Origin of the sequence: Micromonospora arida (assembly GCF_042873195.1) — a bacterium.
Classification (GTDB): Bacteria; Actinomycetota; Actinomycetes; order Mycobacteriales; family Micromonosporaceae; genus Micromonospora; species Micromonospora arida.
In genome coordinates this window covers 270,780-295,616 of record NZ_JBIALC010000006.1, presented here as the reverse complement: position 1 = coordinate 295,616, position 24,837 = coordinate 270,780, and the positions used below count along the sequence as shown (strand labels likewise).

Here is a 24,837-nt window from a genome sequence, read left to right as displayed (position 1 = left end):
TTGCGTCAGTCGGCTGGTAAGCAACGGCGGGGACGGTCGGAGGCTGGCCAGACGTACTCCAGATCCTCCGGCACGTCCTCGCCGAACAGCGGGCGGTAGTGCGTCGGATCCTTGCGCAGCAGCGACGAGCGGTGACTCAGGTGCAGGTCGTCGCGGCCCAGCCACGGTGGCAGCTCACCGGCTCGGGCCAGCTCGTCCTGCGTCCGGATCACGCCGGCCCCGCAGGCGGCGGCGAGGTCGACGGTCATCGTGGTGGCGCACGTGTCGGCCCGCCCCGGCTCGGTCCAGACCGCGCACATGTCCAGCCCGTAGCGGACGAGCGCCTCCTCGTACCCGGCCCACATCTTCACCGCCGGGTGGTTGCGCCAGCCGTACCCGGGTCGGGTGAGCCCGCGCAGCACCTGGATGGCCTCCACCCGCTGCTTGCCGAGCCGCTTCTGGTCCAGCGTGCGGGCGCTGGCCAGAAAGCCCGGGTACGGGAGGAACGTCTGCATGTCGCTGCTCTACCCGTCGCCGGGACGGACATACCTGGGCACGGGATGATCCGGACGGGGTCGCCCACCGTGGCCGTGCTGATTACGATCCGGGCATGGCGGAGCCGTGGCGGGACCGGGCGCGACGGGCGGTCGAGTGGAACTGGCGGCTGCGGTCCGTCGGTGATCCGCGCCCGCACTACGTGATCTGTGGCAAGGACGCGCTCGCCTACTACGTGGCTCGGGCGATGCTCGAATCCGAGCTGCCGACGGGTGGGGCCCGGGTGACCGTCGTGGTGCCGGAGCGTTACCGCAGCAACGGGCCGGACGTGGCCGGGCTGCGCGGCGTCCGCGTGGTCCGCTCTGATCGGCTGGACGTGGCCACCTTCGAGGCCGCCGGTCTGGCCGGCGCGACCGGGCTGGCCCTGTTGCACCAGGACGACGTGGGCAACCTGCACGCCGCGCTCTGCGCCCAGGCTGTCGACCAGCGGGTCCGCCAGGTGCTGCGGATGTTCAACGGCACCCTCGCCGACGGCGTACGCAAACTGCTCAAGGCCCCGGTCGAGGTGCTCTCCGACGCCGAGATGGCCGCGCCGGCCTTCGTGGCCGCCGCGCTCAACGAGGTCGACCCGAGTTCCTTCCAGCATCGGGAGAAGACGCTGCGGGTGGCGCGGCGGGCCGACGTCCGACCGCAGGACGTGGTCTGTGCGTTGGCGCACCTCAGCGAGACGCAGGGGGTGGAGCTGCTGCCGGCCGAGCAGGCCGGCGCCGACCTGGTGCTCGCCGAGGCGACCGGTCAGCCACCGGGCACCGAGGTCGCCGCCCGCCGGTTGGTCCGGGCACGTCGGCGGCGTCGTCCGGTCGCGGTGGTGATGGGGGCGGTACGTGGCTTCGCCACCCGCAAGATCGGCATAGCGGTGATGGCGGTGCTCGCGCTGATCGCGGTGCTGGGGGCGCTGATCTCCCGAGCCGAGGACGTCTCTCCGCTGGAGGCGCTGTACCTGACGCTGGTCACCACGCTCAGCGGCGCCGACCCGGACACCACCAAGGCGGCGGACGCCCAGATCATGCAGGTGGTGCTCAACCTGGCCGGGTTGGCGCTGATCCCACTGATCACCGCCGTCGTGGTGGACGGCATCGTCAACGCCCGGCTGGCCCTGCACACCGGCCGCCTGCAACCCGCGCGGGTCGGGCACGTGGTGGTGATCGGCCTGGGCAACGTCGGCACCCGGGTGATGGCGCAGCTGCGCGAGTACGACGTCGAGGTGGTGGCGGTCGACAAGGATCCGGAACCGCGCGGTGCCGCCCTGGCCCGCCAACTGGAGGTGCCGCTGATCGTCGGCGACGCCGCGTTGCCGGAGACGCTGGTCGCCGCCTCGGTGGCCGACTGCCAGGCGCTGGTGGTGGCGTCCACCGACGACGTGGCCAACCTGGAGGCGGCGCTCGCTGCCCGTGATCTCCGCGCCGACCTGCGCGTGGTGCTTCGGTTCTTCGACGGTGACTTCGCCGAACGGGTGGAGGAGACCTTCGCGCTCGGCGTGTCCCGCTCGGTCTCCTACCTGGCCGCCCCGGCCTTCATCGGGGCGCTCACCGAACGCGCCGTGATCACCACCATCCCGGTCGACCGGCACGCGTTGCCGGTCGCCGAGGTGCCGGTCGCCGCCGGCTCCGAGCTGGACGGCCGACCACTGGGTGTGGTCAACCGGGACGGGCAGGTCCGGCTGATCGCCCGCACCCCGGCGGGCGGCGCCAAGACCATCTGGTGGAAGGACCTGGATCCCCGGCAGGTGATCTTCGCCGGTGACCGGCTGACCGTGGTCGCCCGGCGGCGCGGGTTGGACTGGCTGACGCGGCAGTCCGCCCCGCCGGCCCACCCGGTCCCGGTCCCTCGGCCGGGCGGGGTCCCCGGCGGGTTGAAGACCCCGGCGGCGGCGTCTCCTCCGGTGCCCGGCCCGACGGACTCCGGGGTCGCAGCGTCCGCACCCGGCGCGGCGCATCCCGTTCATCCCACCGAGGCCGCCTCTTCGACGACCAATGGCGGCCCACCTGACGAGTTCGAGCTGACCCGCCGGCACGACGGGACCGGCGAGGTGAGCTGACGCCACCCGGCGCGGCCAGAACCGACCGGCAGTGGGCGACAATCCATGGCATGCGTTTCCGCATCCTGGGGCCGACCCAGGTCGTGCTGGCCGACGGGCGAGAGGTCCCCGTGGGCGGTCCGCGGCTGCGCGCCCTGCTGGCGCTCCTCCTGCTCGACGCGGGCCGGGTGGTCTCCGCTGAGCGGCTGATCGGCGGCCTGTACGGGGAGCATCCGCCCCAGGGTGCCGCCAACGCGCTCCAGTCCCAGGTGTCGCGGCTGCGCCAGGCCCTGCCCGCCGAGCACGACCCGGTCGAGTTTCACCCGGCCGGTTATCGCCTGGCTGTGGATCCTGACGACGTCGACGCGTACCGGTTTGAGCGGCTCGCCGAGGCCGGGAGCCGCGCTCTTGGCGGCGGCGACTGGCCCCGCGCGGCGGGGCTGTTGCGCGAGGCGCTGGAGCTGTGGCGTGGCCCTGCGCTGGCCGATGCCACCGGTGTGTCCGCTCAGGCGGCCCGGCTGGAGGAACTGCGGCTGGCCGCCATCGAAAATCGGGTCGAGGCGGATCTGGCGTTGGGCGCACACGGCACGCTGATCGCGGAGCTGCGGGAGCTGGTCGTCGCGCATCCGTTGCGGGAGCGCTCGCGGGGCCAGCTCATGCGTGCCCTGGCGGCACTGGGTCGGCCGGCGGAGGCGCTGGCCGAGTTCGAGGATGCCCGGCACACGTTGGCCGAGCAGCTTGGCGTCGACCCGTCGGCGGAGTTGGCCGCGGTCCACCTGGCGCTGCTGCGTGGCGCGGAACGCGGGTCGGCCGAACCGGCGCTGCCGAGTCAACTCACCACCTTCGTCGGCCGGGAGGAGGAGCTCAAGCGCGTCGGCGACCTGCTCGGAGAGCGGCGGCTGGTCACCCTCACCGGTCCCGGGGGCGCGGGCAAGACGCGCCTGGCGATCGAGGCCGCTGGCCGGGTCGACGGGGAGGTCCGTTTCGTCGAGCTGGCCGGGCTGGCCGACGGTTCGGACGTTCCGCAGGCGGTGCTGAGCGCGCTCGGCCTGCGCGACGCGGGCCTGCGCGCCCCGGCCGAGTCGGGCTGGCAGACCACCGATCGGCTGGTCGAGGCGCTCGCCGAGCGGCGACTGCTGCTGGTGCTCGACAACTGCGAGCACGTCCTCGTCGACGCGGCCCGGCTGGCGGCCCGGTTGCTGAGCGCGTGCCCGGCGTTGCGCGTCCTGGCCACCAGTCGGGAGCCGCTCGGGTTGGCCGGTGAGGCGCTGTGCCCGCTGTCCGGGCTCAGCCTGCCACCGCTCGGCGCGTCCTTGCTGGACGCCGACGAGTACGCGGCGGTCGGCCTCTTCTCCCAGCGGGCCGCCGACGTCGCACCCGACTTCACCGTCACGCCGGCCAACGTCGAGATGGTGCTGCGGATCTGCCGCAGCCTGGATGGCCTGCCGCTGGCGATCGAGTTGGCCGCCGCGCGGCTGCGGGCGTTGCCCGTCGCCGAGGTGGCCGCCCGTCTCGACGACCGGTTCCGGCTGTTGTCGACGGGCAACCGGGCCGCGTCGCCGCGACACCGCACCCTGCGGGCCGTGGTCGAGTGGAGTTGGGATCTGCTCGACAACGCCGAACGGCAAGTGGCCCGACGGCTGACCGTCTTCGCCGGTGGGGCCACGCTGGAGGCGGCCGAGCTGGTCTGCGGCCTGCCCGCCGCCGAGTTCGTCGACGCGCTCACCGGTCTGGTCGACAAGTCCTTCGTGGAGATGGCCGGTGGCCGGTACCGGATGCTCGAAACGGTGCGGGCCTTCTGTGCGGAGCGTCTCGCCGAGGCCGGCGAGGCCGATCAGCTCCGTCGCGCACACACCGCGTACTTCCTGGAATTCGCCTGGACCGCAAGCGACCGCCTCCGCTGTGCGGAGCAGCTGCACTGGCTGCGACGGCTCGACGCGGAGCGGGACAACCTGCACGCGGCGTTACGCCGGGCCACGGCGGCCGGTGACGCGTCCGACGCGGCTGGAATGGTCGCGGCCCTGTCGTTCTACTGGTGGCTGCGTGGCATGCGCGGGGAAGGGGCGCGGCTCGCCGCGGACGTCCTCGAACTGCTCGGCACCGAGGCGCCACCGGGGCTGGGCGAGGAGTTCGCCCTCTGCGTCTACAACGCCTCGCTCGCTGGCTCCGGCTCTCTGCCGTCGCTCGGGACGCAGCGGTCCGTGATCCGCAGCCTCGACCGGCCGCCGCGACAGCCCTTCCTGCTGTACCTGTCGGGGATCTCGACGGGACCGCCCTCCGGCGGTGCCGAGGATGTCGACGAGCTGATGGGGGAGCTGCGACGGCTGGTCGGCCCGGACCCGTGGATCAACGCGCTGGGCGCGATGGGCAGCGGCTCGGCGCTGATGTGGAGCGACCAACGGGACCGGGCCAGGGCCGCGCTGGCCACAGCGCTCGACGGCTTCCGCGGCACCGGGGACCGGTGGGGCACCATGATCACGCTCGGTGCGCTCGGCGAACTGGCCGCCTGGCAGGGCGATCCGGAGACCGCGGGCGCCCACATGGACGAGGCCATGGGACTGGTCGAGGCGCTCGGGTCGGCCGTCGACCAGGCCGACATGCTGCGTACCCGGGGCGAGACAAGGCTGCGCGCCAGTGACCTCGCGGGGGCGCACGACGACTTCGCCGGTGCGTTGTTCCTCGCGCAGCGCAGCGGCGCGCCCGAGTTCGTGGCCAGCGCCCGGCTCGGCCTCGCCCAGGTGGCCCGGGTGCGCGGGGACCTGGCCGCCGCGAGGCGGTTCTGCGAGGAGGCGCTGACCGGCGGGCTCACCGGCTGGTACGTCGGCGAGGCCGCCCGTGCCGAGATCATTCTCGTCCTGAAGGAGATCACCGAGGCGGAGAAGGCCGGTGCGCCGCCGTCAGCGGACGGTGCGTGACCGGTCGGCGCCCGGCCGCACCGTGGGGGCATGACGACATTCGAGGTGATCGCCGAGGGGCTGGGCAAGCGGTACGGCCCGACCCGCGCGCTCGACACGTTCGACCTGACCGTGCCGCCCGGCACGGTCCACGGACTGCTGGGACCGAACGGCGCGGGCAAGACGACGGCCGTACGGATCCTCACCACGCTGCTGCGCTTCGACACGGGAAGGGCCACCGTGGCCGGGTACGACGTGCTGCGCCGGCCGGACGAGGTGCGCGCTCGGATCGGGCTGACCGGGCAGTACGCCGCGGTCGACGAGATTCTCAGCGGCCGGCAGAACCTGGAGCTGTTCGGCCGGTTGTTCCGGCTCAGCCGACGGGAGGCTCGCCGACGCGCCGGTGAGCTGCTGGAACGGTTCGGGCTCGACGAGGCGGCGGGTCGGTCCGCCGGTGAGTACTCGGGTGGGATGCGTCGCCGGCTGGACCTCGCTGCCAGCCTGATCCGCAGGCCGCGCGTGCTCTTTCTGGACGAGCCGACGACCGGCCTGGACCCGCGCAGTCGCAACCAGGTGTGGGACCTGGTCCGCGGTCTCGTCGCGGACGGGACCACGGTGCTGCTCACCACGCAGTACCTGGAGGAGGCCGATCAGCTCGCCGACCGGATCTCGGTGATCGACGCCGGTCGGGTGGTGGCCGAGGGCTCACCGGACCAGCTGAAGGCGATGACCGGCGGCGACCGGATCGAGGTGGTGGTCCGTGACGCGGCCGAGCTGAGCCAGGCGGCCCGCCTCGTCGCGCCGATCTGCGGTGCGGAGGCCGAACTCGACCCGGAGGTCCGACGGCTCAGCGTGCCGGTGGTCGATCGCGTCGCCGGCCTGGTCGACGTGGTTCGCGCGCTGGACGACGCCGGGATCGCGGTCGAGGACATCGGCCTGCGGCGCGCGACGTTGGACGAGGCGTTTCTGCACCTGACCGGGCACCGGCCGGACGAGGGCCGCGAGCCCGTGGCGGCGGGACGAAAGGCGGACGTGGCATGACCACTGTGATCGCTGACGGTTGGACGATGACCAGGCGGAACATGACCCATGTGGTCCGCGCGCCGGAGGAGCTGATCCTCTACTTCTCGCTGCCAATCATGTTCGTGCTGGTCTTCGGGTACGTCTTCGGCAGCGGCATGCAGGTAGCGGGCGGTGGCAGCTACCGCGAGTTCCTGCTGCCGGGGGTCTTCGTGATGACGATGCTGTACGGGCTGGGTGCCACCGCGACCGGCGTGGCGCTGGATCTCAGCCGGGGTGTGGTCGACCGGTTCCGGTCGATGCCGATGGCCCGGTCCGCCCTGATGACCGGTCGCAGCGCCGCCGACCTGCTGCGCGCCCTGCTGGAGATGTCCACCCTCCTGGTGTGTGGCCTGCTCGTCGGGTGGCAGTGGCGACAGGGTGTCGGCAAGGCGTTGCTCGCCGTCGGGCTACTCCTGCTGCTGCGAATCGCGATCACCTGGGTCGGGATCTACCTGGCGTTGCTGGTCCGTAACCCGGACACGGTCGGTGTGATCGTCTTTCCGGCGGCGTTCCCGTTGAGCGCGATCTCCAACGTCTTCGTGTCGCCCGAGCTGATGCCTCCGGTCATCGGGACGATCTCGGAGTGGAACCCGTTGTCGGCCACCGTGGCGGCGATCCGCGAACTGTTCGGCAACCCGGGCCTGGGTGGCGACTCCTGGCCGGCCGAGCACGCGATGCTGTTGGCGGTGCTGTGGCCGGTGCTGCTGATCGCGACGTTCGCCCCGCTGGCCGTGCGCCGCTACCAGCGGTTGAGCCGCTGACTCCGGCCGTCGGCCGGGGTCAGCGACGAGCCCGCAGCGCGTAGAAGGCGGCACCGACGGCGAGCACACCGAAGCCGGCGAGAACGCTGCCCAGCGGCAGGTTGACCGCCAGCAGCAGACAACCGAAGAGCCCCAGACCGGCGAGCACCCGGACCGGCAACCGCCGGTCCGGGTCCCGGCCGAGGGTGAGCGCAGCCGCGTTGGTGATCGCGTAGTAGACGAGCACCGTGCAGCTGGAGAAGCCGATCGCGTCGCGTACGTCGCCGAGCAGCACCACCACGATCACCACGGCGGCGACCGCCAGTTCGGCGCGGTGAGGCACCTGCTGCACCGGGTGCACGGCGGCCAGCGCGCCGGGCAGGTCACGGCGGCGGGCCATGGCGAGGGTGGTCCGACCGACCCCGGCGACCAGGGACAGCAGCACCCCGACGACCGCGATGGTGGCACCGGCGCGGACCACCCACGCCAGACCGGGCAGCCCGGCGGCGGTCACCACGTCGGCCAGGGGCGCTGCGGAATCGGCCAGCCGGTCGGCGCCGAGCACGCCGAGGGCGACCACGGCCAGCACCAGGTAGATCACGAGCACCACTCCGAGTGCCAGCGGCACCGCGCGCGGGATGGTCCGCTGCGGGTCGCGGACCTCCTCGCCCAGGGTGGCGATCCGGGCGTACCCGGCGAAGGCGAAGAACAGCAACCCGGCGGCGGTGAGCACGCCCCGCGCCGAACCGCCGGGCTCGCCGAGCCGGTCCAGCTGCACCGGCCCACCCACCAGGCCGACGACCGTGACCACCGCCAGCACCACGAGCACCAGCGCGACCAAAGCCCTGGTCACCGTGGCGGTCTTGCCGATGCCACGCAGGTTCACCGCGGTGACCGTGAGCACCGCGCCGACGGCGACCAGCCGGGCCTGGCCCGGCCAGAGGTACGCCCCGACGGTCAACGCCATCGCCGCACAGCTCGCCGTCTTGCCGACCACGAAGCCCCAACCGGCCAGAAACCCGGCGAACGGCCCGAGCCGCTCCCGGCCGTAGACGTAGGTGCCGCCGGACTCCGGGTAACGGGCCGCGAGCCGCGCCGAGCTGGTCGCGTTGCAGAAGGCGACGAAGCCGGCCAGCGCCAGCGCGGGCAGCAGGCCGGCACCGCCGGCCGCGGCCACCGCCGGGCCGAAGACCACGAAGACGCCCGCACCCAGCATCGAGCCCAACCCGATGACAACCGCATCGGGTACGCCCAGCCGCCGCGCCAGTCGATTCACGATCTAGAACCCTAGGGGTACGAGGTGAACGGTCGATCCCATCCGCGTAGCCGGCCGGGGAGCGGAACGCCGTCCCAGGGTGCCCGGTGCAGCAGCCGGTCCAGGAGCAGGCCCAGCAGCAGCCCGGCCACCGAGTCGGTCAGCCAGTGCCAGCCGAGGTAGGTGGTGGTGGTGAGGACGACCAGCGGCGGTACGACGCGGATCACGGTGACGAGTCGGGCCGGCAGTTGGCGGCCGAAGCTGCGGGCCAGCGGGGCGAGCAGCATCGCGATGACCCCGTACCAGACGATCGCGTTGGCGACGTGCCCCGACGGGTAGGACTGGGCGAACCGCACCGGCAGGTCGTCGTGGAACAGCGGCAGGGTCTGCTCGGGCGTCAGGAACGGCTCCTTGACGCTGGCGCTCGGTGCCGCCCGCGCGGTCCAGATCTTGAGCGGGCCGATCGTCAGGTTGGTCAGCACGAACGCGATTACCGGAGGCAGGATCGGCCGCACCGACCGCAGCCGGACGGCCAGCAGCACGCCCAGCCCGGCGGCGATCAACGTCAGCGGAGTGCCCTGGCCGAGGAAGTTCAGCACCCGGGCGACCCAGTACGCGGCGGCTGGGCGGTGCCCGTCGGCCCAGTCGGCGACCGCCCGGTCCAATCCGAAGAGCTGGTCGGCGGCGAGCGCCACCGTCAACCCGACCAGACCGACCAGCAGGAGCGCGTCGAACCACCAGCCGGCCGGGCGGACGGGCCGTAGCCGCAGGTCACGTCGTACCGCTGTGGGTTTGAGCACGCGACCACGCTACCGGCCCGGCGCGATGCCGGGGTGTACGGCGCTGTGGGCCCAACCACGATGTGAGGCGATGCGGAGGGCGAGGCGTCATGCTTGTGCCCGTGCGGATCACGTCTGCCCTCGTGGACCCGGCGCTGCTCGACCTGCCCTGGTCGACACCGCTGGAGGAGTGGCCTGCCCAACACCTGGTGGCGCTGCCGCAGGGCATCTCCCGGCACATCGTCCGTTTCGTCCGCTTGGGCGACTACGTGTACGCGTTCAAGGAGACCCGCGAGCGGATCGCCGAGCGGGAGTACGACCTGCTCCGAGCCCTGGAACGGATCGACTTTCCCTCGGTCGAGGCGGTGGCGGTCGTCGCCGACCGGCAGACCGAGGACGGGGAGCCGCTCGAATCGGTGCTGATCACCCGGCATCTGCAGTTCTCGCTGCCGTACCGGGCGCTCTTCTCGCACACCCTCCGGCCGGAGACGATGAGCCGGCTGCTCGACGCGCTCGCCGCCCTGATCGTGCGGATGCACCTGACCGGCTTCTTCTGGGGCGACTGCTCGCTGTCGAACACGCTGTTCCGGCGGGACGCGGGCGCCTTCGCCGCCTACCTGGTGGACGCGGAGACGGGTGCCCTGCACAACTCGCTCTCCAACGGCCAGCGCGGCGAGGACCTGGAGATCGCCCGGGTGAACATCTTCGGTGAGGCGTTGGACCTGCAGGCCGCCGGCCTGCTGCACGAGTCCATCGACCCGGAGGTGGTCTGCGAGGAGGTCGTGCAGCGCTACGAGCGGCTCTGGCACGAGATCACCTATGAGCAGGCGATCGAGCGGGAGGCGCGGCACGACATCGAAGGCCGGATCCGCCGCCTCAACGAGCTGGGCTTCGACGTCGCCGAGGTGGCCATGTCGTCAATCGACGACGGGCGGTTCCTGGTTCGGCCGAAGGTCGTCGACGCCGGCTACCACACCCGGCGGCTGCTGCGGCTGACCGGGCTGGACGCCGAGGAGAACCAGGCCCGCAAGCTGCTCAACGACCTGGACGCCTACCGCGCGGAGAGCGACCTGATCGACGAGCAGCAGGCCGCGCACCGCTGGCTCACCGAGGTCTTCGAGCCGGTGGTCCGGGCCGTCCCCGCCAACCTGCGACGCAAGCTGGAGCCGCAGGAGCTGTTCGCCCAGATCATCGAGCACAAGTGGCTGCTCTCCGAGAAGGCCGGCCGGGACGTCGGGATGCGCCACGCCGTCCAGTCGTACCTGTCGGACGTGCTGGTGCACCGCCCCGACGAGCAGGCCGTCCTCGGCGTCGAGGTCCCCGCCGCCGGCTGAGCTGGGCCTCCGCCTGCTCCGACGGTCATTCGTCCGGAGTGCCGCCTTGCTGCGCAGAGGCGGATTTATCGTCGCAGCGTGCCGTGGGGAGTGTGCGGTCGTGCCGTGGGGAGTGTGCGGTAGGTGCCTTTGGAGCTGATGTCGTAAACGAATCGGCGCACGGCCGACCCACGTCCGGTCGCCGAACCCGTCGGCACGAGGCCGACGTTCGCCAAGAGGCTGATGTCGTAAACGACTCAGCTCCAAAGGCAATGCGGCGTGAACATCGGAGCCGGCCGAGACGACCCGGCCGAGACGACCCGGGCGGATGCGAGCGGCGATGGGGACGGACGCCCCCGTCACTCCACCCAGGAGCCTGCGCGCAGCACCCGTACCACGTTGAGGTCGTCGTCGAGCACCACCAGGTCGGCGCGGAGGCCCACCTGGAGGGACCCGACCCGGTCACCCAGGCCGATGGCCCGTGCCGGGGTCGTGGCCACCATCCGTGCGGCGTCGGCGATCGGGATTCCGGCGTTCACGGCGTGCCGCAGTGCGGCGTCCATGGTCAGCGTGCTGCCGGCGATCGCGCCGTCGCGGGCGAGTCGGGCCACCCCGTCGGCGACGGTGACGGCCTGGCCGCCCAACTCGTACTCGCCGTCGGGCATTCCGGCGGCGGCCATCGCGTCGGTGATCAGCGCGGCTCGGTCCGGGCCGGCGGTCGCGGTGACGAAGGTCAGCATTCCGTCGTGCAGGTGCACCCCGTCGGCGACCAGCTCGCAGATCACGGTGGGCGCGTCGAGCAGGGCCACCACCGGCCCGGGCTCACGGTGGTGCACCGGCCGCATCCCGTTGAACAGGTGGGTGCCGACACTCGCGCCGGCAGCGACCGCGGCGCGGGTCTGCTCGTACGTGGCGTCGGTGTGGCCCACCGCCGCGACCACCCGCTGCGCGGTGAGCAGCTTGATCGCCTCCAGCGCGCCGTCGCGCTCCGGGGCGAGGGTGACCATCCGGATCGCGCCCCGGCCCAGCTCGATCAGCTCGGTCAGCTCGTCGGTCGACGGGTCACGCAGGTACTCCGGGTTCTGCGCGCCGCAGCGGGCGGCCGACAGGTACGGCCCCTCGAAGTGGATTCCCGCCAACACGCCCTCGTCGACCAACGGGGCGAACGCCTCGGTGGCCGTGCGCATCAGCGGAAAGGGTGAGCTGACCAGGCTGGCCAGCAGCGTGGTGGTGCCGTGGGCGAGGTGGAAGTCGGCCGCCGCGCGGGCCTCGTCGGCGTCGCCGGTGGTGAAGGTGTGCCCGCCACCGCCGTGCGTGTGCATGTCGACGAAGCCGGGCACGATCCAGTGCCCGTCGCGCACCGACGGATACTCGGCCACGGCTGTGATCCGATCACCGTCCCACTCGACGCAGCCCTGTCGGACGACTCCGGTCGGGGTCACCACTCGGCCGTTCACCCGTACGGTCATCGCTTCTCCTGATGGTCACGGACACCCACGGCGTCCAGGGCGAGCAGGGCGGCACCGAGGCAACCGGCCTCGTCGCCGAGGGCTGCCGCGACCAGTTGCGGCTCCCGGTGGAAGGTCATCCGTTCATGCAGCGCCGCCCGCAGCGGAGTCAGCAGCCGGTCCCCGGCCTGGGCCAGGCCGCCGCCGAGCACTACCGTCGCCACGTCGAACAGCGCCTGCCCGCTGGCGAGGCCATCGGCGAGCGCCTCGATCGCCTCCTGCCAGACCTGGCCGGCGAGTGGTTCACCGGCCGCGGCCCGGTCGGCCACCTCGGCCGCGGTCACCGTCGCGTCGGCGGTGTCGCCGGCGAGTTCGGCGTAGCGGCGGCCGATCGCGGAGGCCGACGCGACCGCCTCCAGGCAGCCGGGGCGGCCGCAGCCGCAGCGCGGACCGTCGGGCCGGACCAGGATGTGGCCGATCTCCCCGGCGGCGCCGTGAGCCCCCACCGCGGCCGTGCCGTCGACGACGTGCGCGGCGGCGATGCCGGTGCCGATGGCCACGAACAGCACGTGCCCGGTGCCGCGTCCGGCGCCGAGCCGGGCTTCGGCGAGACCACCGACACGCACGTCGTGGCCGAGCGCCGTCGGCAGGCCGAGCCGCTGCACGGCCAGGTCCCGCAGGGGTACGTCCCGGAAGCCCACGTTCGCCGACCAGACCGCCACGCCGCGTGCCTCGTCCACCACCCCGGGCACGGCGATGCCGACCGCGATCGGGGTGAGCCCGTCGGCGCGGGCCTTGTCGGCCAGCCCACCGGCCACGTCCAGGATGGTGCCGAGCACGGCGTCCGGGCCCCGCGCGGCGTCGGTGGGGTGCCGTTCGGTGCGCACCACGACGCCGTCCGGTCGGACCAGGGCGCATTTCATGCCGGTGCCGCCGACGTCCAGCGCAACGACCACGCGGTCGTCGCTCACGGCAGCGCTCACGCCAACACCACGGACCGGGTCAGGTGGCGGGGCGCGTCCGGGTCGAGGCCCCGGCTGGTGGCCAGCGCGACCGCGAAGCGCTGGGCCAGGATCAGGTCGGCCATCGGGTCGACCGGGGTACGGCCGGCAGACCAACTGCCCAGGACCGTGCGCCAGCCGTGCGTGCGGCTGTGCACGAAGGCCGCGCCGGTGGCCGCCACATCCTCGGGCAGCCCGTCGGGCAGCTCACCGAACGCCCAGACCATCCGGCCCGGCGCGGCGACCGAGATGGGACCGTGCCGGTAGTCCATCGCCGGGTACGCCTCGGCCCAGAAGGTGGCCGCCTCGCGGCACTTCAGCGCCGCCTCCTGGGCCAGCCCGACCGTCCACCCCCGACCGAGGAAGGTGACCTGCTCGATGGTGGCCGGGTCGATCGGCAGCGGGGACCGCACCGCCACCTCGGCGTCGGCGGCGAGCGCTGTCACCGGGTCGCCGAGCTGGGCCCGGAGCAGGGCCAGCGCGGTGGTCGCGAAGCGGGTCTGCACCACCGACCGTTCGTCGGCGAAGGGCAGGGCGACGGTGGCGGTGGCCAGCTCGACCGCCGGGGACGCGGGGTCGCCGACGATCACTGTGGTGGGTGTCCGTCCGCGCAGCGCGGCGAGCAGTTCCAGCACCTCGGTGGTGGTGCCGGAACGGGTGATCGCGATCAGCCGGTCGTAGCGGCGGCCGGCGGGGAACTCGGATGCCTGGAACGCGTCGGTCTCACCGTGGCCGGCCTGCTCGCGGCGGGCCGCGTACGCCATCGCCATGAACCACGACGTGCCGCAACCGACGACGGCGACCCGCTCCCCGCGGCGCGGCAGGTCACCGCGTACGACCTCGGCCAGCCTGGCCGCCTCCCGCCAGCAGTCGGGTTGGCTCGCGATCTCCGCGTCCACGTACGCCATGGGAAACTCCTCGCAGGGCCGATCGGTGCGCAATACGGCTCGTTAGACCCGCATTTCGCGCGTTATTCTGCGCGAAAGCGGGTGACCATGGCAACTGGCCGGCCGATCGCGCAGGTCAGTCTTTTGCGCCAGCCTAGTTTCGCGCACTAGTGTGCACGCAATCAATCACCGTCCGTGCAGTTGCTGGGAGGGCCCCCGCGGTGGACCGGTACGCCAGATGGAACGCCCTGCTCGAAATGTTGACCGACAACGGCCGGGTCAGCGTCGAGGCGGCAGCCGAGCGGCTGGACGTCTCCCAGGCCACCATCCGGCGTGACTTCGACCAGCTCGCGCAGCAGCAAATGATCACGAGGACCCGGGGCGGCGCGGTCGCCAACGGCGTGTCGTACGACCTGCCGCTGCGCTACAAGACGGCCAAGCACTCGGCCGAGAAGCAGCGGATCGGGGCCGCCGCCGCCGCGCTCGTCACGCCGGGCACCGTGGTCGGCCTGAACGGCGGCACCACCAGCACCGAGGTGGCGAGGGCGCTCGCCGTGCGACCGGATCTGAACACCAGCGCCGAGGGTGCCCAGCTCACAGTGGTGACAAACGCGCTGAACATCGCCAACGAGCTGCTGGTCCGGTCCCGGATGAAGGTCGTGGTGGCCGGCGGCGTGGTGCGCCCGAAGTCGTTCGAGCTGGTCGGCCCGCTGGGCGGGGCGCTGCTGCGCGAGGTCACCCTGGACGTCGCCCTGCTCGGTGTGGACGCGATCGACCCGCAGCTCGGCGCCGCCGCCCACCACGAGGGGGAGGCGGCGATGAACAACCTGATGGTGGCCCGAGCCAAGCGCGTGGTGATCATCGCGGACTCGTCCAAGCTGGGCGGTCACGCCTTCGCCCGGATCTGCCCGGTCGAGCGGGTGGAGACGCTGGTGACCGACTCCGGTGCCGCGCCGGAGGTGGTGGACGCGTTCCGCGCTGCCGGCGTACAGGTCGTCTGCGCCTGAGAGGTCACGCTCCGTCGATGAAATAGCCTGATCGGCGCGTCGATGCATACCGCGTATTGCGCACTCCTGCATACCGCGTATGGTGTCGGCTGTCACGCCCACCCATCGGGGGAGGTGCAGCTTGCCAGCTGTCCTGGAGATCGAAGGTCTACGTAAGACGTACAAGAGTCGTCGACGCGGCACCCGCAACGCGCTCGACGGCTTCGACATGCGGGTCGACGCGGGGCAGGTGCACGGCTTCCTGGGTCCCAACGGGTCCGGCAAGACCACTACGCTGCGTACCCTGCTCGGCCTGATCCGACCCGACGGTGGCCGGATGGCGCTGCTCGGGCACGAGGTTCCCGACGCGCTGCCCACGGTCGCCGGTCAGGTCGGCGCGATAGTGGAGAGCCCGCAGTTCTTCCCGCACTTCACAGCCCGGGACACGCTGTCCCTGCTCGCCGGTGCGGGCGAGGTGCCGGCCGTCCGGGTCGACGAGGTGCTGGAACTCGTCGGGCTGCGCGACCGGGCCGGCGAGCGGGTCAAGACGTACTCGTTGGGCATGAAGCAGCGGCTCGCCGTGGCCTCGGCCCTGCTGAAGAACCCGAAGCTGCTCATCCTCGACGAGCCGGCCAACGGCCTCGACCCGGGCGGCATCCGGGAGATGCGCACGCTGATGCGCACCCTCGCCGAGTCCGGAATGACAGTGGTGCTGTCCAGCCACATCCTCGGTGAGATCCAACTGATCTGCGACTCGGTCACCATCATCTCGCTGGGCCGACGGGTCGCGTTCGGTCCGGTCGACGAGGTGCTCGCGCAGCACTCGTCCGGTGCGGTCCGGATCCGGCTGGAGGCGGTCAGCGACCTGCCGGTGGCCACCGAGGCGCTGACCCAGGCGGGGATCCGGGTCACCGGTCACCCGGACCACCTGATGCTGGCCGGCGTCGACAAGCCGGCTTCGGTGACCCGGCTGCTCGCCGAGAAGAACCTCTACGTCAGCGAGTTGGCGCCGATCGCCGTCGATCTGGAGAGCGTCTTCCTCGAACTGACCGCCACCGCACCGGTACCCGGTCAGCACCGGCAGGTCGACGAGTCCACGAAGGTTGGCGGGACGGGTCAGCCCGGTCCCGCCGGGGGAGGGTGGGGCGCGTGAGCCTCTTTCGTACGGAGCTGCGCCGGCTCACCAAGCGGCGCTTCACCCGCTACTCGACGCTGCTCGGCCTGCTGGTGCTGGTCGCGGTGGTGGTCGGGGTGTTCTTCACCAACCAGAAGATCGACGCCGGCCAGCTCGCTCGGGCCGAGCGTCAGGCCGACCAGCAGTACCAGGAGCAGGTGCGCTGGAGCGAGCAGGAGCGCGTGGAGTGCGAGAAGGCCAAGACGGCCGGTACGGCGACCGACGGTCGCTACCCGGACGACTGCTCGGTGATCACCGCCCCGTCCCGTGACCAGATCGAGGCCGAGTGGTTCCTGCCCTCGACGTTCAACTTCAAGGAGACGTTCGACGAGACGCTGATCCCGTTCGCGGCGATCCTCGCCCTGGTCGGGTTCGTCGTCGGCGCGTCCTTCATCGGGGCCGAGTGGAGCACCGGCGGCATGATGAACCTGCTGCTCTGGCGGCCGAAGCGGCTCACCGTACTGCTCACCAAGCTGGCTGCGCTGCTCACCGGCATCCTGGCGGTGACGGTCCCGGCCGCGGTGCTGTGGTTCGCCGGGTTCTGGGCGGTCGCCACGTTCCGGGGCAGCACCGAGAAGATGACCTCCGGGGTCTGGCAGTCGTTCCTGCTGACCAGTCTGCGCGGAGTGGCGCTGGTGTTGGTGCTCACCACCATCGGCTTCGCCCTCGCCTCGTTGGGTCGGCACACCGCGATGGCCCTCGGTGGCGTGGTGGCGGTGATGGTCGTCGGCCAGTTCGGTCTGGGCATCCTGCTGGAGATGGCGAGCGTGCGGTTCGCCGAGGCATGGCTGCTGCCCACGTACATCCTGGCCTGGATGACGAAGACGGTCACGTTGCAGGACTGGGACTCCTGCAACGCGACCTACTACGGGGAGTGCAAGCCGGCCACCATGGACATCACCTGGCAGCAGTCCTCGGTTCTGCTCTCGGTCTCGGTGCTGGTGATCCTCGGGGCGGCGCTCTGGACGATGCGCCGCCGCGACATTTCCTGACCTGACCGACGTGACGCGGCGCGGCCGGCCCGGCCGTCGGGGTTCCCGGCGGTACGGACCGGCCGCGCCGCCTGCTGCGTCCCTGGTCGCCGCTGACTAGGCTGAACGACATGTCCGCCGACACCTCCCCGGCCGCCCCCGAGCCGTCCATCGGCGCTCGTCCGGGTGAGGCCGTGGGTGCTGCCGGGCCGACCGTCCCGAACCCCCGACCGGCGCCGTCCATCGAGACCGCCGACGCGCCACCCGCCGACGAGGCGGCGCAGCCCACTGATCCCGCTGATCCGGCGCCGGGGCTGACCGAGCGGGAGCGGGCCATCCTCGCCTTCGAGCAGCAGTGGTGGCGGCACGCCGGCGCCAAGGAGCAGGCCGTCCGGGACACCTTCGGGATCTCGTCGACCCGGTACTACCAGTTGCTCAACGGTCTGCTGGACAATCCGGCAGCCCTCGCTGCCGACCCGGTGCTGATCAGCCGACTCCGCCGCCTGCGCTCCTCACGAGCCCGCAACCGCCGCCGCTGATCCCCCGGCCCTGGCCCCGCACTCTGCCCCGGCGATCTTGTACTTTCTGCCGTCGTCTTGCGGCCTTTGGTGTCTTTGTCGGGGCAGAAAGTGCAAGATCGCGGAGGTGGTCGGCGGGCCGGGCGGGCCCGCCGCGGTCGCATGGGGGCTGGCCCGGCGGGTACGCGGGAGGCGTTCCGGGGTCGCACGCGACCTCGGGCCCAGGAATGGAGCGGGGTATGACGGCAACGAACCAGAGCGGCACAGGTCAGCAGGCCCGCCAGGAGGCCTCGCGCGTCGGCCAGCAGACCGCGCAGGCCGGAGGTCAGGTCGCCCACACCGCAGCTGAACAGGGCGGGCAGGTGGCCGCAGAGGCGCGGCGACAGGCCCAGCAGTTGACCGGTGAGGCCACTGGGCAAATTCGGGACCAGGCGCAGACGCAGCAGCGGCGGGCCGCAGCGGGCCTGCGCGACCTGGGTCAGAACCTCAGTTCGATGGCCGAACGGGACGGCGATTCCGGGTTGGCCGGTCAGGTGGTACGCAAGGCGGCCGACGCCGCCCAGCAGGCCGCCGGTTGGCTCGACGAGCGCGAACCCGGCGAGGTGCTCGACGAGGTCCGCACGTACGCGCGGCAGCACCCGACGACGTTCCTCGCGGGCGCGGCGGTGGCCGGGCTGCTGGTCGGACGGCTCACCCGTGGCCTGACCACGCCGGCCTCGGGCAACGGTCGGTCCGCAAGCGCGTCCGGTGCCCCGTCATCCGCGCAGCGTGCAACGGCAGACGCCGGTCAGCAGCCGTACGTGGGTACGGCGCGGGCGCAGAACGTCTCGCCCTCCGGTACACAAGCGCGGGACCTGCCCGGCGGGGTGGCACCGTGAGCGCCCCGGAGAAGGAGCGGACCCAGGCCTCGGTCGGCGAGCTGATCGGCGACGTGACCCGGGACATGTCCACTCTGGTGCGCAAGGAGGTCGAACTGGCCAAGGCCGAGCTGCGCGAGGAAGCCAGCCAGGCGGGCAAGGCCGGCGGGATGTTCGGCGCTGCAGGGCTGGCCGGGTTCCTGGCGGTGCTCTTCGTGTCGTACGCCGTCTGGTGGGGGCTCTCCAACACGATGGACCAGGGATGGGCGGCGCTGATCGTCGCGGTCCTCTGGGCCGCCGTGGCCGGTGGTCTCTTCATCAACGCCCGGACCCAGCTCAAGCGGGCTCGTGCGGTTCTGCCCCGGACGAAGCAGACTGCCCGGGAGCTACCGGACGCCCTGCGGGGTCGGTGAACGAGTCGGGAGGGAACAGGTCATGTCCACTGATCCGGATCGGATCCGGCGGGAGATCGAGACCACCCGCAACGAGTTGAGCAGTGACGTCGACGCGCTGACCGACAGGGTCAACCCGCGTCGGATCGCCGGTGACCGCGTCGGGCAGGCCCGCGGGGCGCTCACCAGAGCGAAGGAGAAGATGATGGGCGGCTCGAATCACCTTGGCCAGGAGGCTGGCCAACGGATGTCCCACGCGGCCGGTTCGGTACGCGACGAAACCCGTTCACTCGGGCAGCACTCCCGCGAGCAGGCTCAGGGCAACCCGATGGCCGCCGGCCTGGTCGCCTTCGGAGTCGGTCTGCTGGCCGCCTCACTGATCCCGCCGAGCGGACGTGAGCGGCAACTCGCCGGCCGCGCGCGGAGCATGGTGAGTGAGCACTCCGGTGAGCTGCGCGAGCAGGCGAGCCAGGTCGGCCACCAGATGCAGGACAACCTGCGGGAGCCTGCGCAGCAGGCTGCGCAGTCGGTGCGGTCCAGCGCCCAGCAGGGCGTGTCCACGGTACGCGACCAGGGCCGTTCGGCCGCCGGTCATATGCAGGGGGAGACGCATGCGGCCGTCGACGACCTTCGACAGCGCTGATCGGATCGGTGCGCCGGGGCCGGTGTCGCTGATGCGGGTACGCTCCGCGTCCGCGCCGGCCCCAGGTCGGCCGGTCAACGAGGACCTGGTCTTCCGGTTCGGCCCGCTGGTCGGTGTCCTGGACGGCGCGACGGTGCCGGACGGTTTCGACACCGGCTGCGTGCACGGGCCCGAGTGGTACGTCCGGCACCTGGCTGCCCGGATCGGCGTCGCCGAGGCGGTACGCCCGGCTGCCCGGCTGACCAGCAACCTGGCCGCGGCCATCCTCGCCGTACGCGCCGACCACGGCGGGCAGTGCGACCTCGACCATCCGGGCACCCCGTCCAGCACGGTCTGCCTCCTGCGGGACTGCGGCGACCAGGTGGACTACCTGGTGCTCTGCGACAGTCCGCTGGTCCTCGACGCCGGCGGGCAGGTCAGCGTGGTCACCGACAACCGGCTGGACGCGGCGATGGCGGAGCTGCGGGAGACCGTGAGGGTCGTGCCGGGCGGCGCGACGGACCCGGTCACCCGGTTCCGGCACGCCGTGAGCGTCCAGCGGGAGCGGATGAACCGCACCCACGGCTACTGGGTGGCGGCCTCCGACCCGGACGCGGCCTTCCACGCGGTCACCGGGACCGTGCCCCGGCGCGGTCCGGGGGCGCTACGGCGGGCGGCACTGCTCAGTGACGGCGCGTCCAGCGCGGTGGAGCAGTTCGCGCTCACCGACTGGGCCGGTCTGCTGGACCTGCTGAGCCTCGACGGTCCGGGCGAGTTGATCGACCGGGTGCGGGACGCCGAGCGCGACCATCCCGATCGGCTGCGCCGACACAAGTCCACCGACGACGCTTCGGTGGTGTTCTGCGAGTTCGGGTAGGCGTTTTGGTGCAGTGACACCCGGTCGGGTGACAACAGAGCGTGATGTGGAACACCCCAGCCGCCCGACCGGCCGGTACCGCTGTCCGGACCGCCAGTGGATGGCCAATGGGGTGGACTTCGGCCGATGAGGGCGGCAGACTGCGGCACGTGGCGGGTGCGGTCCGGCTGGAGCCGGTGGACGAACGGAACCTGGAGCCGTTGCTCTCCGTAGCGGCTGCTGAGGCGGAGCCGGGTGATGTGATGCCCCCGGTCGAGGCCCCCGCCGGCTGGTCGCTCGCCCGTCGTGAGGCTTTCCGCGAGTTCCACCGGGCAAGCTTCGGCGGGCTGGACGGCCCGACCGGTTCGCAGATGTACGCCATCCTCGTCGGTGGCGAGGTGATGGGCATGGTCCGGATGACGCGCTGTGACGAGGCGCGCACGGTGGAGACCGGGATGTGGCTCGGCCGGTCCGCCCGCGGGCAGGGAATCGGCGCGGCTGCCCTACGGGAGCTGCTGAACGCCGCCGCTCGGGCGGGCATGCGGGCCGTGGTCGCCGAGACGACCCCGGACAACATCGGCGCGGTCACCGTGTTGCAGAAGTGTGGCGCGAAACTGCGCGAGGACGGCGGCAAGGTGCGCGCCGAAATCTGCCTCGATTCGACGCCGCCCGCGCTCTGAGCTGCCCGTCGGGGCCGGCGGCGACCACAGGGTCGCCGCCGACCGCCTGGGTCAGGCCGGCAGCCGAACGATGTCGTAGTCGGTGCTCGGCGTCGACTCCACGTCGAACCGGCCGTTGACCACGTACAACGCCGAGCCGAGCAGGTCGCCGGTGGCCGGCGAACGCAGCTGCGGGCCGGTGATCTCCCGCTGCACCACTCCGGCGGTGTACCCGGCGTTCAGCCGGACCACCGCGATGACGTTGGTCAGGTTCCGGATCACGTAGAGGGTGCGTCCGCGCAGCACCAGGCCGTCGGCCCGTTCCACCGAGTAGCCCCCGAGGTCGACGAGGCGGCTGCCGCCGGTACGCGGGTCGACGCGTACGAGCTGGCCGGTCAGCATCTGCGCGACCAGCAGATCACCGTCCGGCAGTGCCACGATCCCGTTGTGGTAGACGTCCGGAGTGGCCGCCGGACCGCTGAGCTGCAGCACCCGGAAGGCGGTGGGGGCCGGAAGGCGACCACCCGGGCCCAGGGGCACCACGTACAGCACCTGCCGCGCAGAGTCGGTGAAGTAGACCGCTCGCTGGGTGATCACGAGGTCGTTGACGTAGCTGCCCGGAACATCGGTGAACTGGTAGTGGGCCAGCCTGGTGCCGGTGTCCGCGTCGTACACGCTCGCGCCCCCGCCGGAGAAGTCGGTGGTCCAGAGCCGGCCCTGCGGGTCGAGCTTGAGACCCGCCTTGTCGGTGCCGGGTGTGCCGGGGATCAGCACCGAGCCGCGTCCGGTGCGTAAGTCACCCCGCCACACGGCACCGTCAAGAATGGACCCCACGAAGACTGTGGTGCCACGACCGATCGTCAGTCCTTCCGGAGTGAACCCGTTCGGCAGCGCGATCCGGGCGGGGAACGGCTTCGCCGAATGAGCCGCCGCCGGTGCACCGACCGAGGCCAGGGTCGCCGCCGCCACGAGGGGGACGATGAGAAGAGAGAGCAGCTTGCGCAAGGAACACCACCTGACGTCGCAGTGAATGACTCCACTGAGGAATGTGACGCCTTAGGAACGTCCTGGGCGCGACGAAAGGTTGTGCTGGTCTGATCACTCCCGGCCGGCGGCGTACGCGGCCAGGCTGGCGACCTGGGCCGGGTCCAACGACGGTCGTACCCGGGCCCGTGCGGTCGACACGTGCTCAGCCGTGACCGTGGCGGCGGCGAGCGACTCACGCATCGCGGCCAACGCCGCCTCGCGGATCAGCGCCGCGCAGTCCGCGGCGGAGAAGCCGGTCAGCTCGTCGCCGAGAGCCGGCAGGTCGACGTCCGGTGCCAGCGGCACCTGCCGGGACGCGGCCCGCAGGATCTCCGCACGGGCGGGCCCGTCCGGCGGCGGCACGTAGACCAGCCGCTCCAACCGGCCCGGCCGCAGCAGCGCCGGGTCGACCAGGTCCGGCCGGTTCGTCGCACCGACCACCACCACGTTGCGCAGCGTCTCCACCCCGTCCAGCTCGGTGAGCAGGGCGGCCACCACCCGGTCCGTGGTGCCCCCGTCGGTGGCCTGGCCGCGTACCGGCGCCAGCGCATCCACCTCGTCCAGGAAGATCAGCGTGGGGGCCGCCTCCCGGGCCCGACGGAACAGCTCGCGGACCGCGCGCTCGCTCTCACCGACCCACTTGGAGAGCAGTTCGGCCCCCTTGACCGACAGCACGTTGGCCCGCCCCGACCCGGCCAGTGCGGTGACCAGGTAGGTCTTGCCGCAGCCCGGCGGCCCGTAGAGCAGCACGCCGCGCGGCGGCTGCACGCCGAGCCGGGCGAACGTGTCCGGGTAGGTCAGCGGCCACAGCACCGACTCGGTCAGCGTCTGCTTGACCTCGTCGAGGCCGCCCACGTCGTCCAGGGTCACCGAAGCCAGATCCAGGGTGGATGCCGCCATCGTGGTGGGTCGGACCACCTCCCGGGCGGCGGTGAAGTCGGCCATCGACACCGTCGGCGTCTCGGCGGCCTTCTGCCGCAGCGCCGCGCGTACCCCGGCCTCCCGGACCAGCGCGGCCAGGTCCGCCGCGACGAACCCGGGGGTACGCGCGGCCACCTCGTCCAGCCGGACGTCGTCGGCCAGCGGCACCTGCCGGGTCAGCACGGTGAGCTGTTCGCGGCGCAGCGCCTGATCCGGGAGCGGGACGCTGATCCGCAGCGACAGCAGGTCGGGGGCGCGCAGTGCCGGGTCGACCGCCTCCGGCCGGCTGGTGGTGCAGACCACGGCGACGCCGGCGCGGATGCTCTCCGCGAGGACCTGACGGAACACCGTCGCCACCGGACCGGGATCGTCCGCGGGGGCGAGCGCCTCGACGTCGGTGACCAGCAGTACCGCCGGCCCTTCGGCCCGGGCCGCCGATGCCGCGACGCGCAACCGCTCGGCGGCGGCCGGACTGGCCAACGCGGCCACCTCCGGCGCCCAGAGCGGGTGGACGCGGGCACCGACCCGGGCGGCCACGGCCCGGACCAGCGCCGACTTCCCGGATCCCGCCGGGCCGACGAGCAACACCCCCAACGAGATGGTGGTGCCGAGTCGGCCCAGCACCTCCCGGTGGTGGAAGCCGAGGTCCAGCAGCTCGGTCAGCTCCTCGGCCTGGGCCCGCAGCCCGGGCAGCTCGTCCACGTCGGGCGCGTCCTCAGCCGGAACGGCGTCGGCGCTCGTACCCGGCCGGGTCGACGCGGCACCGACCGGGGCGGGCCCGCCGTGGGTCGTCGCACCGTGCTCCCAGGCGACCGATGTGCCCATGGTGACCAGCGCGCCGGCCGCCGGCTCGACCGTTACCACGCTGAGCAGGGTGCTGGTCCAGGCGAAGCCGACGGTGTTGGCGAGGCTGCGTCGCGCCGCCTCGACCAGGCTGCGGACCGAGGCGTCCGGCAGCACGTCCTGCGGCAGCAGCGACACGTCGTCCCCGGCGGTGAGCACCTTGCCCAGCAGTGCGAGCCGGAGCATCTCCGGGCTGACCGCCGCGACGACCCCCACCGGGCCGGCGAGGACGACCCGGCTCGCCGACACCAACGGCACCGGGCTCACCCGCACCTGACCGCCGCCGCGCAGACCCAGGTTGCCCAACGTCAGGTCGTCGGCGTACAGCAGGGCGCTGCTCGCGCCCGGCCCGGCCGCCGCCGCGATCCCGGCCGTCTCCCGGCGGCCGACAAGGCGGACCGGGTCGCCGGGGCGCAGCCCCAGCGCTGTCAGCGCCTCCGGGTGCAGGCGCACGATGCCCCGTCGGGCGTCCAGCGCCGCCGGCCGCAGGCTCGCCGTCAAGGTCAGGTCGGGTTGCGCCACTGCCCGACCGTAGCCGCCGGCAGCCAGCCCCGCCGGTCAGCGCCGCGGATCCAGCTCGTCCAACAGCGTCGGGTCGCGTCGGATCAGCTCGGCCAACCGGGCCGCCGGGTCTGGGGCCAACCCGTCCGGACCGGGTGCCCAGGCGGGCACCGTCCGCCCGGAGAGCGGCCAGGCCGGCGGGGGTTCCACCGGCGTCGGCGGGGGAACCGGGCCGACCGTGACGGTGGGCCCGTTCCAGGAGACCTGCATCGGGTACGTCCGCCCGGCGTGCTCCACCTGCACGGTCACCGCCAGCCCTGGGTAGGCCCCGACGACCTGGCGGATCGCCTCGGCCACCTCCTCGACCGGCCCCCAACCGGCCACCTCGCTCGGGGCCTCCACCCCGGCGTGCCGGCCGGAACGGGCGTTGCGGGTGTCGCCGCCGAGGCCGGGCGGGCTCGACGGTGCGGTGGTGTCGTCACGGTCGGCGGCCCGACGGCGCGACGCCTCCTCACGTCGGGCCAGCCGGGCCAGCGTCTCGTCCAGGTCGCCCCTCACCAGATCACCTCTTCCCGCCACGG

23 protein-coding genes are annotated in these 24,837 nt (G+C 72.6%); 14 read left to right on the top strand and 9 right to left on the bottom strand.

What is annotated here, in order from left to right:
• Positions 1-5: 5 nt before the first annotated feature.
• Positions 6-494, bottom strand: a complete 489-nt coding sequence (locus ACFYP0_RS20200) for an MSMEG_6728 family protein (protein WP_355578533.1) — start codon at positions 492-494, stop codon at positions 6-8.
• 95 nt (positions 495-589) lie between these two features.
• Between ACFYP0_RS20200 and ACFYP0_RS20195 the strand changes: the two genes are divergently transcribed.
• From ACFYP0_RS20195 to ACFYP0_RS20180, 4 genes are read left to right on the top strand one after another with little or no spacing between them, the layout of a single operon-like run.
• Complete coding sequence (locus tag ACFYP0_RS20195) at positions 590-2,572, top strand: potassium channel family protein (protein ID WP_356978134.1); 1,983 nt, start codon at positions 590-592, stop codon at positions 2,570-2,572.
• A gap of 50 nt (positions 2,573-2,622) precedes the next feature.
• A complete protein-coding gene (locus ACFYP0_RS20190; RefSeq protein ID WP_386997113.1) occupies positions 2,623-5,466 on the top strand; it encodes a BTAD domain-containing putative transcriptional regulator in 2,844 nt (947 codons plus the stop codon).
• Positions 5,467-5,496: 30 nt separating this feature from the next.
• A complete protein-coding gene (locus tag ACFYP0_RS20185; protein WP_355497478.1) occupies positions 5,497-6,486 on the top strand; it encodes an ATP-binding cassette domain-containing protein in 990 nt (329 codons plus the stop codon).
• Positions 6,483-7,268, top strand: a complete 786-nt coding sequence (locus ACFYP0_RS20180; protein WP_091403035.1) for an ABC transporter permease — start codon at positions 6,483-6,485, stop codon at positions 7,266-7,268. The genes ACFYP0_RS20185 and ACFYP0_RS20180 overlap by 4 nt, the downstream gene beginning before the upstream one ends.
• Positions 7,269-7,287: 19 nt before the next feature.
• On the opposite strand, the gene ACFYP0_RS20175 is transcribed toward ACFYP0_RS20180, so the two are convergent.
• Positions 7,288-8,523, bottom strand: a complete 1,236-nt coding sequence (locus ACFYP0_RS20175; RefSeq protein WP_386997110.1) for an APC family permease — start codon at positions 8,521-8,523, stop codon at positions 7,288-7,290.
• Between the two features lie 11 nt (positions 8,524-8,534).
• On the bottom strand, positions 8,535-9,272 hold the full coding sequence (locus ACFYP0_RS20170; protein WP_208740819.1) for a phosphatase PAP2 family protein: 738 nt from the start codon (positions 9,270-9,272) through the stop codon (positions 8,535-8,537).
• Between the two features lie 119 nt (positions 9,273-9,391).
• On the opposite strand from ACFYP0_RS20170, the gene ACFYP0_RS20165 reads away from it, so the two are divergent.
• Positions 9,392-10,615, top strand: coding sequence for a DUF4032 domain-containing protein (locus ACFYP0_RS20165; protein ID WP_208740817.1), 1,224 nt, complete (start codon positions 9,392-9,394; stop codon positions 10,613-10,615).
• A gap of 338 nt (positions 10,616-10,953) precedes the next feature.
• On the opposite strand, the gene nagA is transcribed toward ACFYP0_RS20165, so the two are convergent.
• The 3 genes from nagA to ACFYP0_RS20150 are packed head-to-tail and all read right to left on the bottom strand — an operon-like array spanning position 10,954 to position 13,951.
• Positions 10,954-12,063 carry an N-acetylglucosamine-6-phosphate deacetylase gene (nagA, locus tag ACFYP0_RS20160; RefSeq protein ID WP_355497466.1) on the bottom strand — a complete coding sequence of 370 codons (1,110 nt, stop codon included), beginning with the start codon at positions 12,061-12,063 and terminating at the stop codon, positions 10,954-10,956.
• Complete coding sequence (locus tag ACFYP0_RS20155; protein ID WP_355497463.1) at positions 12,060-13,025, bottom strand: ROK family protein; 966 nt, start codon at positions 13,023-13,025, stop codon at positions 12,060-12,062. The genes nagA and ACFYP0_RS20155 overlap by 4 nt, the downstream gene beginning before the upstream one ends.
• On the bottom strand, positions 13,022-13,951 hold the full coding sequence (locus ACFYP0_RS20150) for an SIS domain-containing protein (RefSeq protein ID WP_386997107.1): 930 nt from the start codon (positions 13,949-13,951) through the stop codon (positions 13,022-13,024). The genes ACFYP0_RS20155 and ACFYP0_RS20150 overlap by 4 nt, the downstream gene beginning before the upstream one ends.
• A gap of 200 nt (positions 13,952-14,151) precedes the next feature.
• On the opposite strand from ACFYP0_RS20150, the gene ACFYP0_RS20145 reads away from it, so the two are divergent.
• The 9 genes from ACFYP0_RS20145 to ACFYP0_RS20105 all read left to right on the top strand — a co-directional run bounded on the left by ACFYP0_RS20145 (position 14,152) and on the right by ACFYP0_RS20105 (position 20,986).
• Positions 14,152-14,937: a DeoR/GlpR family DNA-binding transcription regulator gene (locus tag ACFYP0_RS20145; protein WP_053654382.1), complete on the top strand. Its 786-nt coding sequence runs from the start codon at positions 14,152-14,154 to the stop codon at positions 14,935-14,937.
• A 121-nt stretch (positions 14,938-15,058) separates the two neighbouring features.
• Complete coding sequence (locus ACFYP0_RS20140; RefSeq protein WP_355497457.1) at positions 15,059-16,069, top strand: ABC transporter ATP-binding protein; 1,011 nt, start codon at positions 15,059-15,061, stop codon at positions 16,067-16,069.
• On the top strand, positions 16,066-17,082 hold the full coding sequence (locus ACFYP0_RS20135) for an ABC transporter permease subunit (protein WP_386997105.1): 1,017 nt from the start codon (positions 16,066-16,068) through the stop codon (positions 17,080-17,082). Before ACFYP0_RS20140 ends, ACFYP0_RS20135 begins: the two co-directional genes overlap by 4 nt.
• A gap of 110 nt (positions 17,083-17,192) precedes the next feature.
• Positions 17,193-17,600: a DUF3263 domain-containing protein gene (locus tag ACFYP0_RS20130; RefSeq protein WP_356978153.1), complete on the top strand. Its 408-nt coding sequence runs from the start codon at positions 17,193-17,195 to the stop codon at positions 17,598-17,600.
• A 218-nt stretch (positions 17,601-17,818) separates the two neighbouring features.
• Entirely contained in the window at positions 17,819-18,457 is a 639-nt protein-coding gene (locus ACFYP0_RS20125; protein ID WP_386997102.1) for a hypothetical protein, read from the top strand.
• On the top strand, positions 18,454-18,849 hold the full coding sequence (locus ACFYP0_RS20120) for a phage holin family protein (RefSeq protein WP_124860412.1): 396 nt from the start codon (positions 18,454-18,456) through the stop codon (positions 18,847-18,849). The genes ACFYP0_RS20125 and ACFYP0_RS20120 overlap by 4 nt, the downstream gene beginning before the upstream one ends.
• 22 nt (positions 18,850-18,871) lie before the next feature.
• Positions 18,872-19,471, top strand: coding sequence for a DUF3618 domain-containing protein (locus ACFYP0_RS20115; protein WP_386997100.1), 600 nt, complete (start codon positions 18,872-18,874; stop codon positions 19,469-19,471).
• Positions 19,440-20,327, top strand: coding sequence for a hypothetical protein (locus tag ACFYP0_RS20110; protein ID WP_356978159.1), 888 nt, complete (start codon positions 19,440-19,442; stop codon positions 20,325-20,327). Before ACFYP0_RS20115 ends, ACFYP0_RS20110 begins: the two co-directional genes overlap by 32 nt.
• 149 nt (positions 20,328-20,476) lie before the next feature.
• Positions 20,477-20,986 (top strand): GNAT family N-acetyltransferase, encoded by a 510-nt coding sequence (locus ACFYP0_RS20105; protein ID WP_356978161.1) that lies wholly within the window; start codon positions 20,477-20,479, stop codon positions 20,984-20,986.
• 51 nt (positions 20,987-21,037) lie between these two features.
• Here the strand turns inward: ACFYP0_RS20105 and ACFYP0_RS20100 are convergent, their stop codons facing one another.
• The 3 genes from ACFYP0_RS20100 to ACFYP0_RS20090 all read right to left on the bottom strand — a co-directional run bounded on the left by ACFYP0_RS20100 (position 21,038) and on the right by ACFYP0_RS20090 (position 24,814).
• Positions 21,038-21,970, bottom strand: coding sequence for an SMP-30/gluconolactonase/LRE family protein (locus ACFYP0_RS20100; RefSeq protein ID WP_386997097.1), 933 nt, complete (start codon positions 21,968-21,970; stop codon positions 21,038-21,040).
• A gap of 93 nt (positions 21,971-22,063) precedes the next feature.
• Positions 22,064-24,277: an AAA family ATPase gene (locus ACFYP0_RS20095; protein ID WP_386997095.1), complete on the bottom strand. Its 2,214-nt coding sequence runs from the start codon at positions 24,275-24,277 to the stop codon at positions 22,064-22,066.
• A gap of 36 nt (positions 24,278-24,313) precedes the next feature.
• Positions 24,314-24,814: a hypothetical protein gene (locus ACFYP0_RS20090; protein WP_355497436.1), complete on the bottom strand. Its 501-nt coding sequence runs from the start codon at positions 24,812-24,814 to the stop codon at positions 24,314-24,316.
• Between the last annotated feature and the right edge of the window lie 23 nt (positions 24,815-24,837).

What these genes read in the sequence shown, in the direction of transcription:
- ACFYP0_RS20190 (WP_386997113.1), top strand. Translation starts at nt 2,623, where the DNA reads ATGCGTTTCCGCATCCTGGGGCCGACCCAGGTCGTGCTGGCCGACGGG.
- ACFYP0_RS20130 (WP_356978153.1), top strand. Translation starts at nt 17,193, where the DNA reads ATGTCCGCCGACACCTCCCCGGCCGCCCCCGAGCCGTCCATCGGCGCT.
- ACFYP0_RS20180 (WP_091403035.1), top strand. Translation starts at nt 6,483, where the DNA reads ATGACCACTGTGATCGCTGACGGTTGGACGATGACCAGGCGGAACATG.
- ACFYP0_RS20195 (WP_356978134.1), top strand. Translation starts at nt 590, where the DNA reads ATGGCGGAGCCGTGGCGGGACCGGGCGCGACGGGCGGTCGAGTGGAAC.
- nagA (WP_355497466.1), bottom strand. Translation starts at nt 12,063, where the DNA reads ATGACCGTACGGGTGAACGGCCGAGTGGTGACCCCGACCGGAGTCGTC.
- ACFYP0_RS20165 (WP_208740817.1), top strand. Translation starts at nt 9,392, where the DNA reads ATGCTTGTGCCCGTGCGGATCACGTCTGCCCTCGTGGACCCGGCGCTG.
- ACFYP0_RS20200 (WP_355578533.1), bottom strand. Translation starts at nt 494, where the DNA reads ATGCAGACGTTCCTCCCGTACCCGGGCTTTCTGGCCAGCGCCCGCACG.
- ACFYP0_RS20110 (WP_356978159.1), top strand. Translation starts at nt 19,440, where the DNA reads ATGCGGCCGTCGACGACCTTCGACAGCGCTGATCGGATCGGTGCGCCG.
- ACFYP0_RS20125 (WP_386997102.1), top strand. Translation starts at nt 17,819, where the DNA reads ATGACGGCAACGAACCAGAGCGGCACAGGTCAGCAGGCCCGCCAGGAG.
- ACFYP0_RS20115 (WP_386997100.1), top strand. Translation starts at nt 18,872, where the DNA reads ATGTCCACTGATCCGGATCGGATCCGGCGGGAGATCGAGACCACCCGC.
- ACFYP0_RS20185 (WP_355497478.1), top strand. Translation starts at nt 5,497, where the DNA reads ATGACGACATTCGAGGTGATCGCCGAGGGGCTGGGCAAGCGGTACGGC.
- ACFYP0_RS20150 (WP_386997107.1), bottom strand. Translation starts at nt 13,951, where the DNA reads ATGGCGTACGTGGACGCGGAGATCGCGAGCCAACCCGACTGCTGGCGG.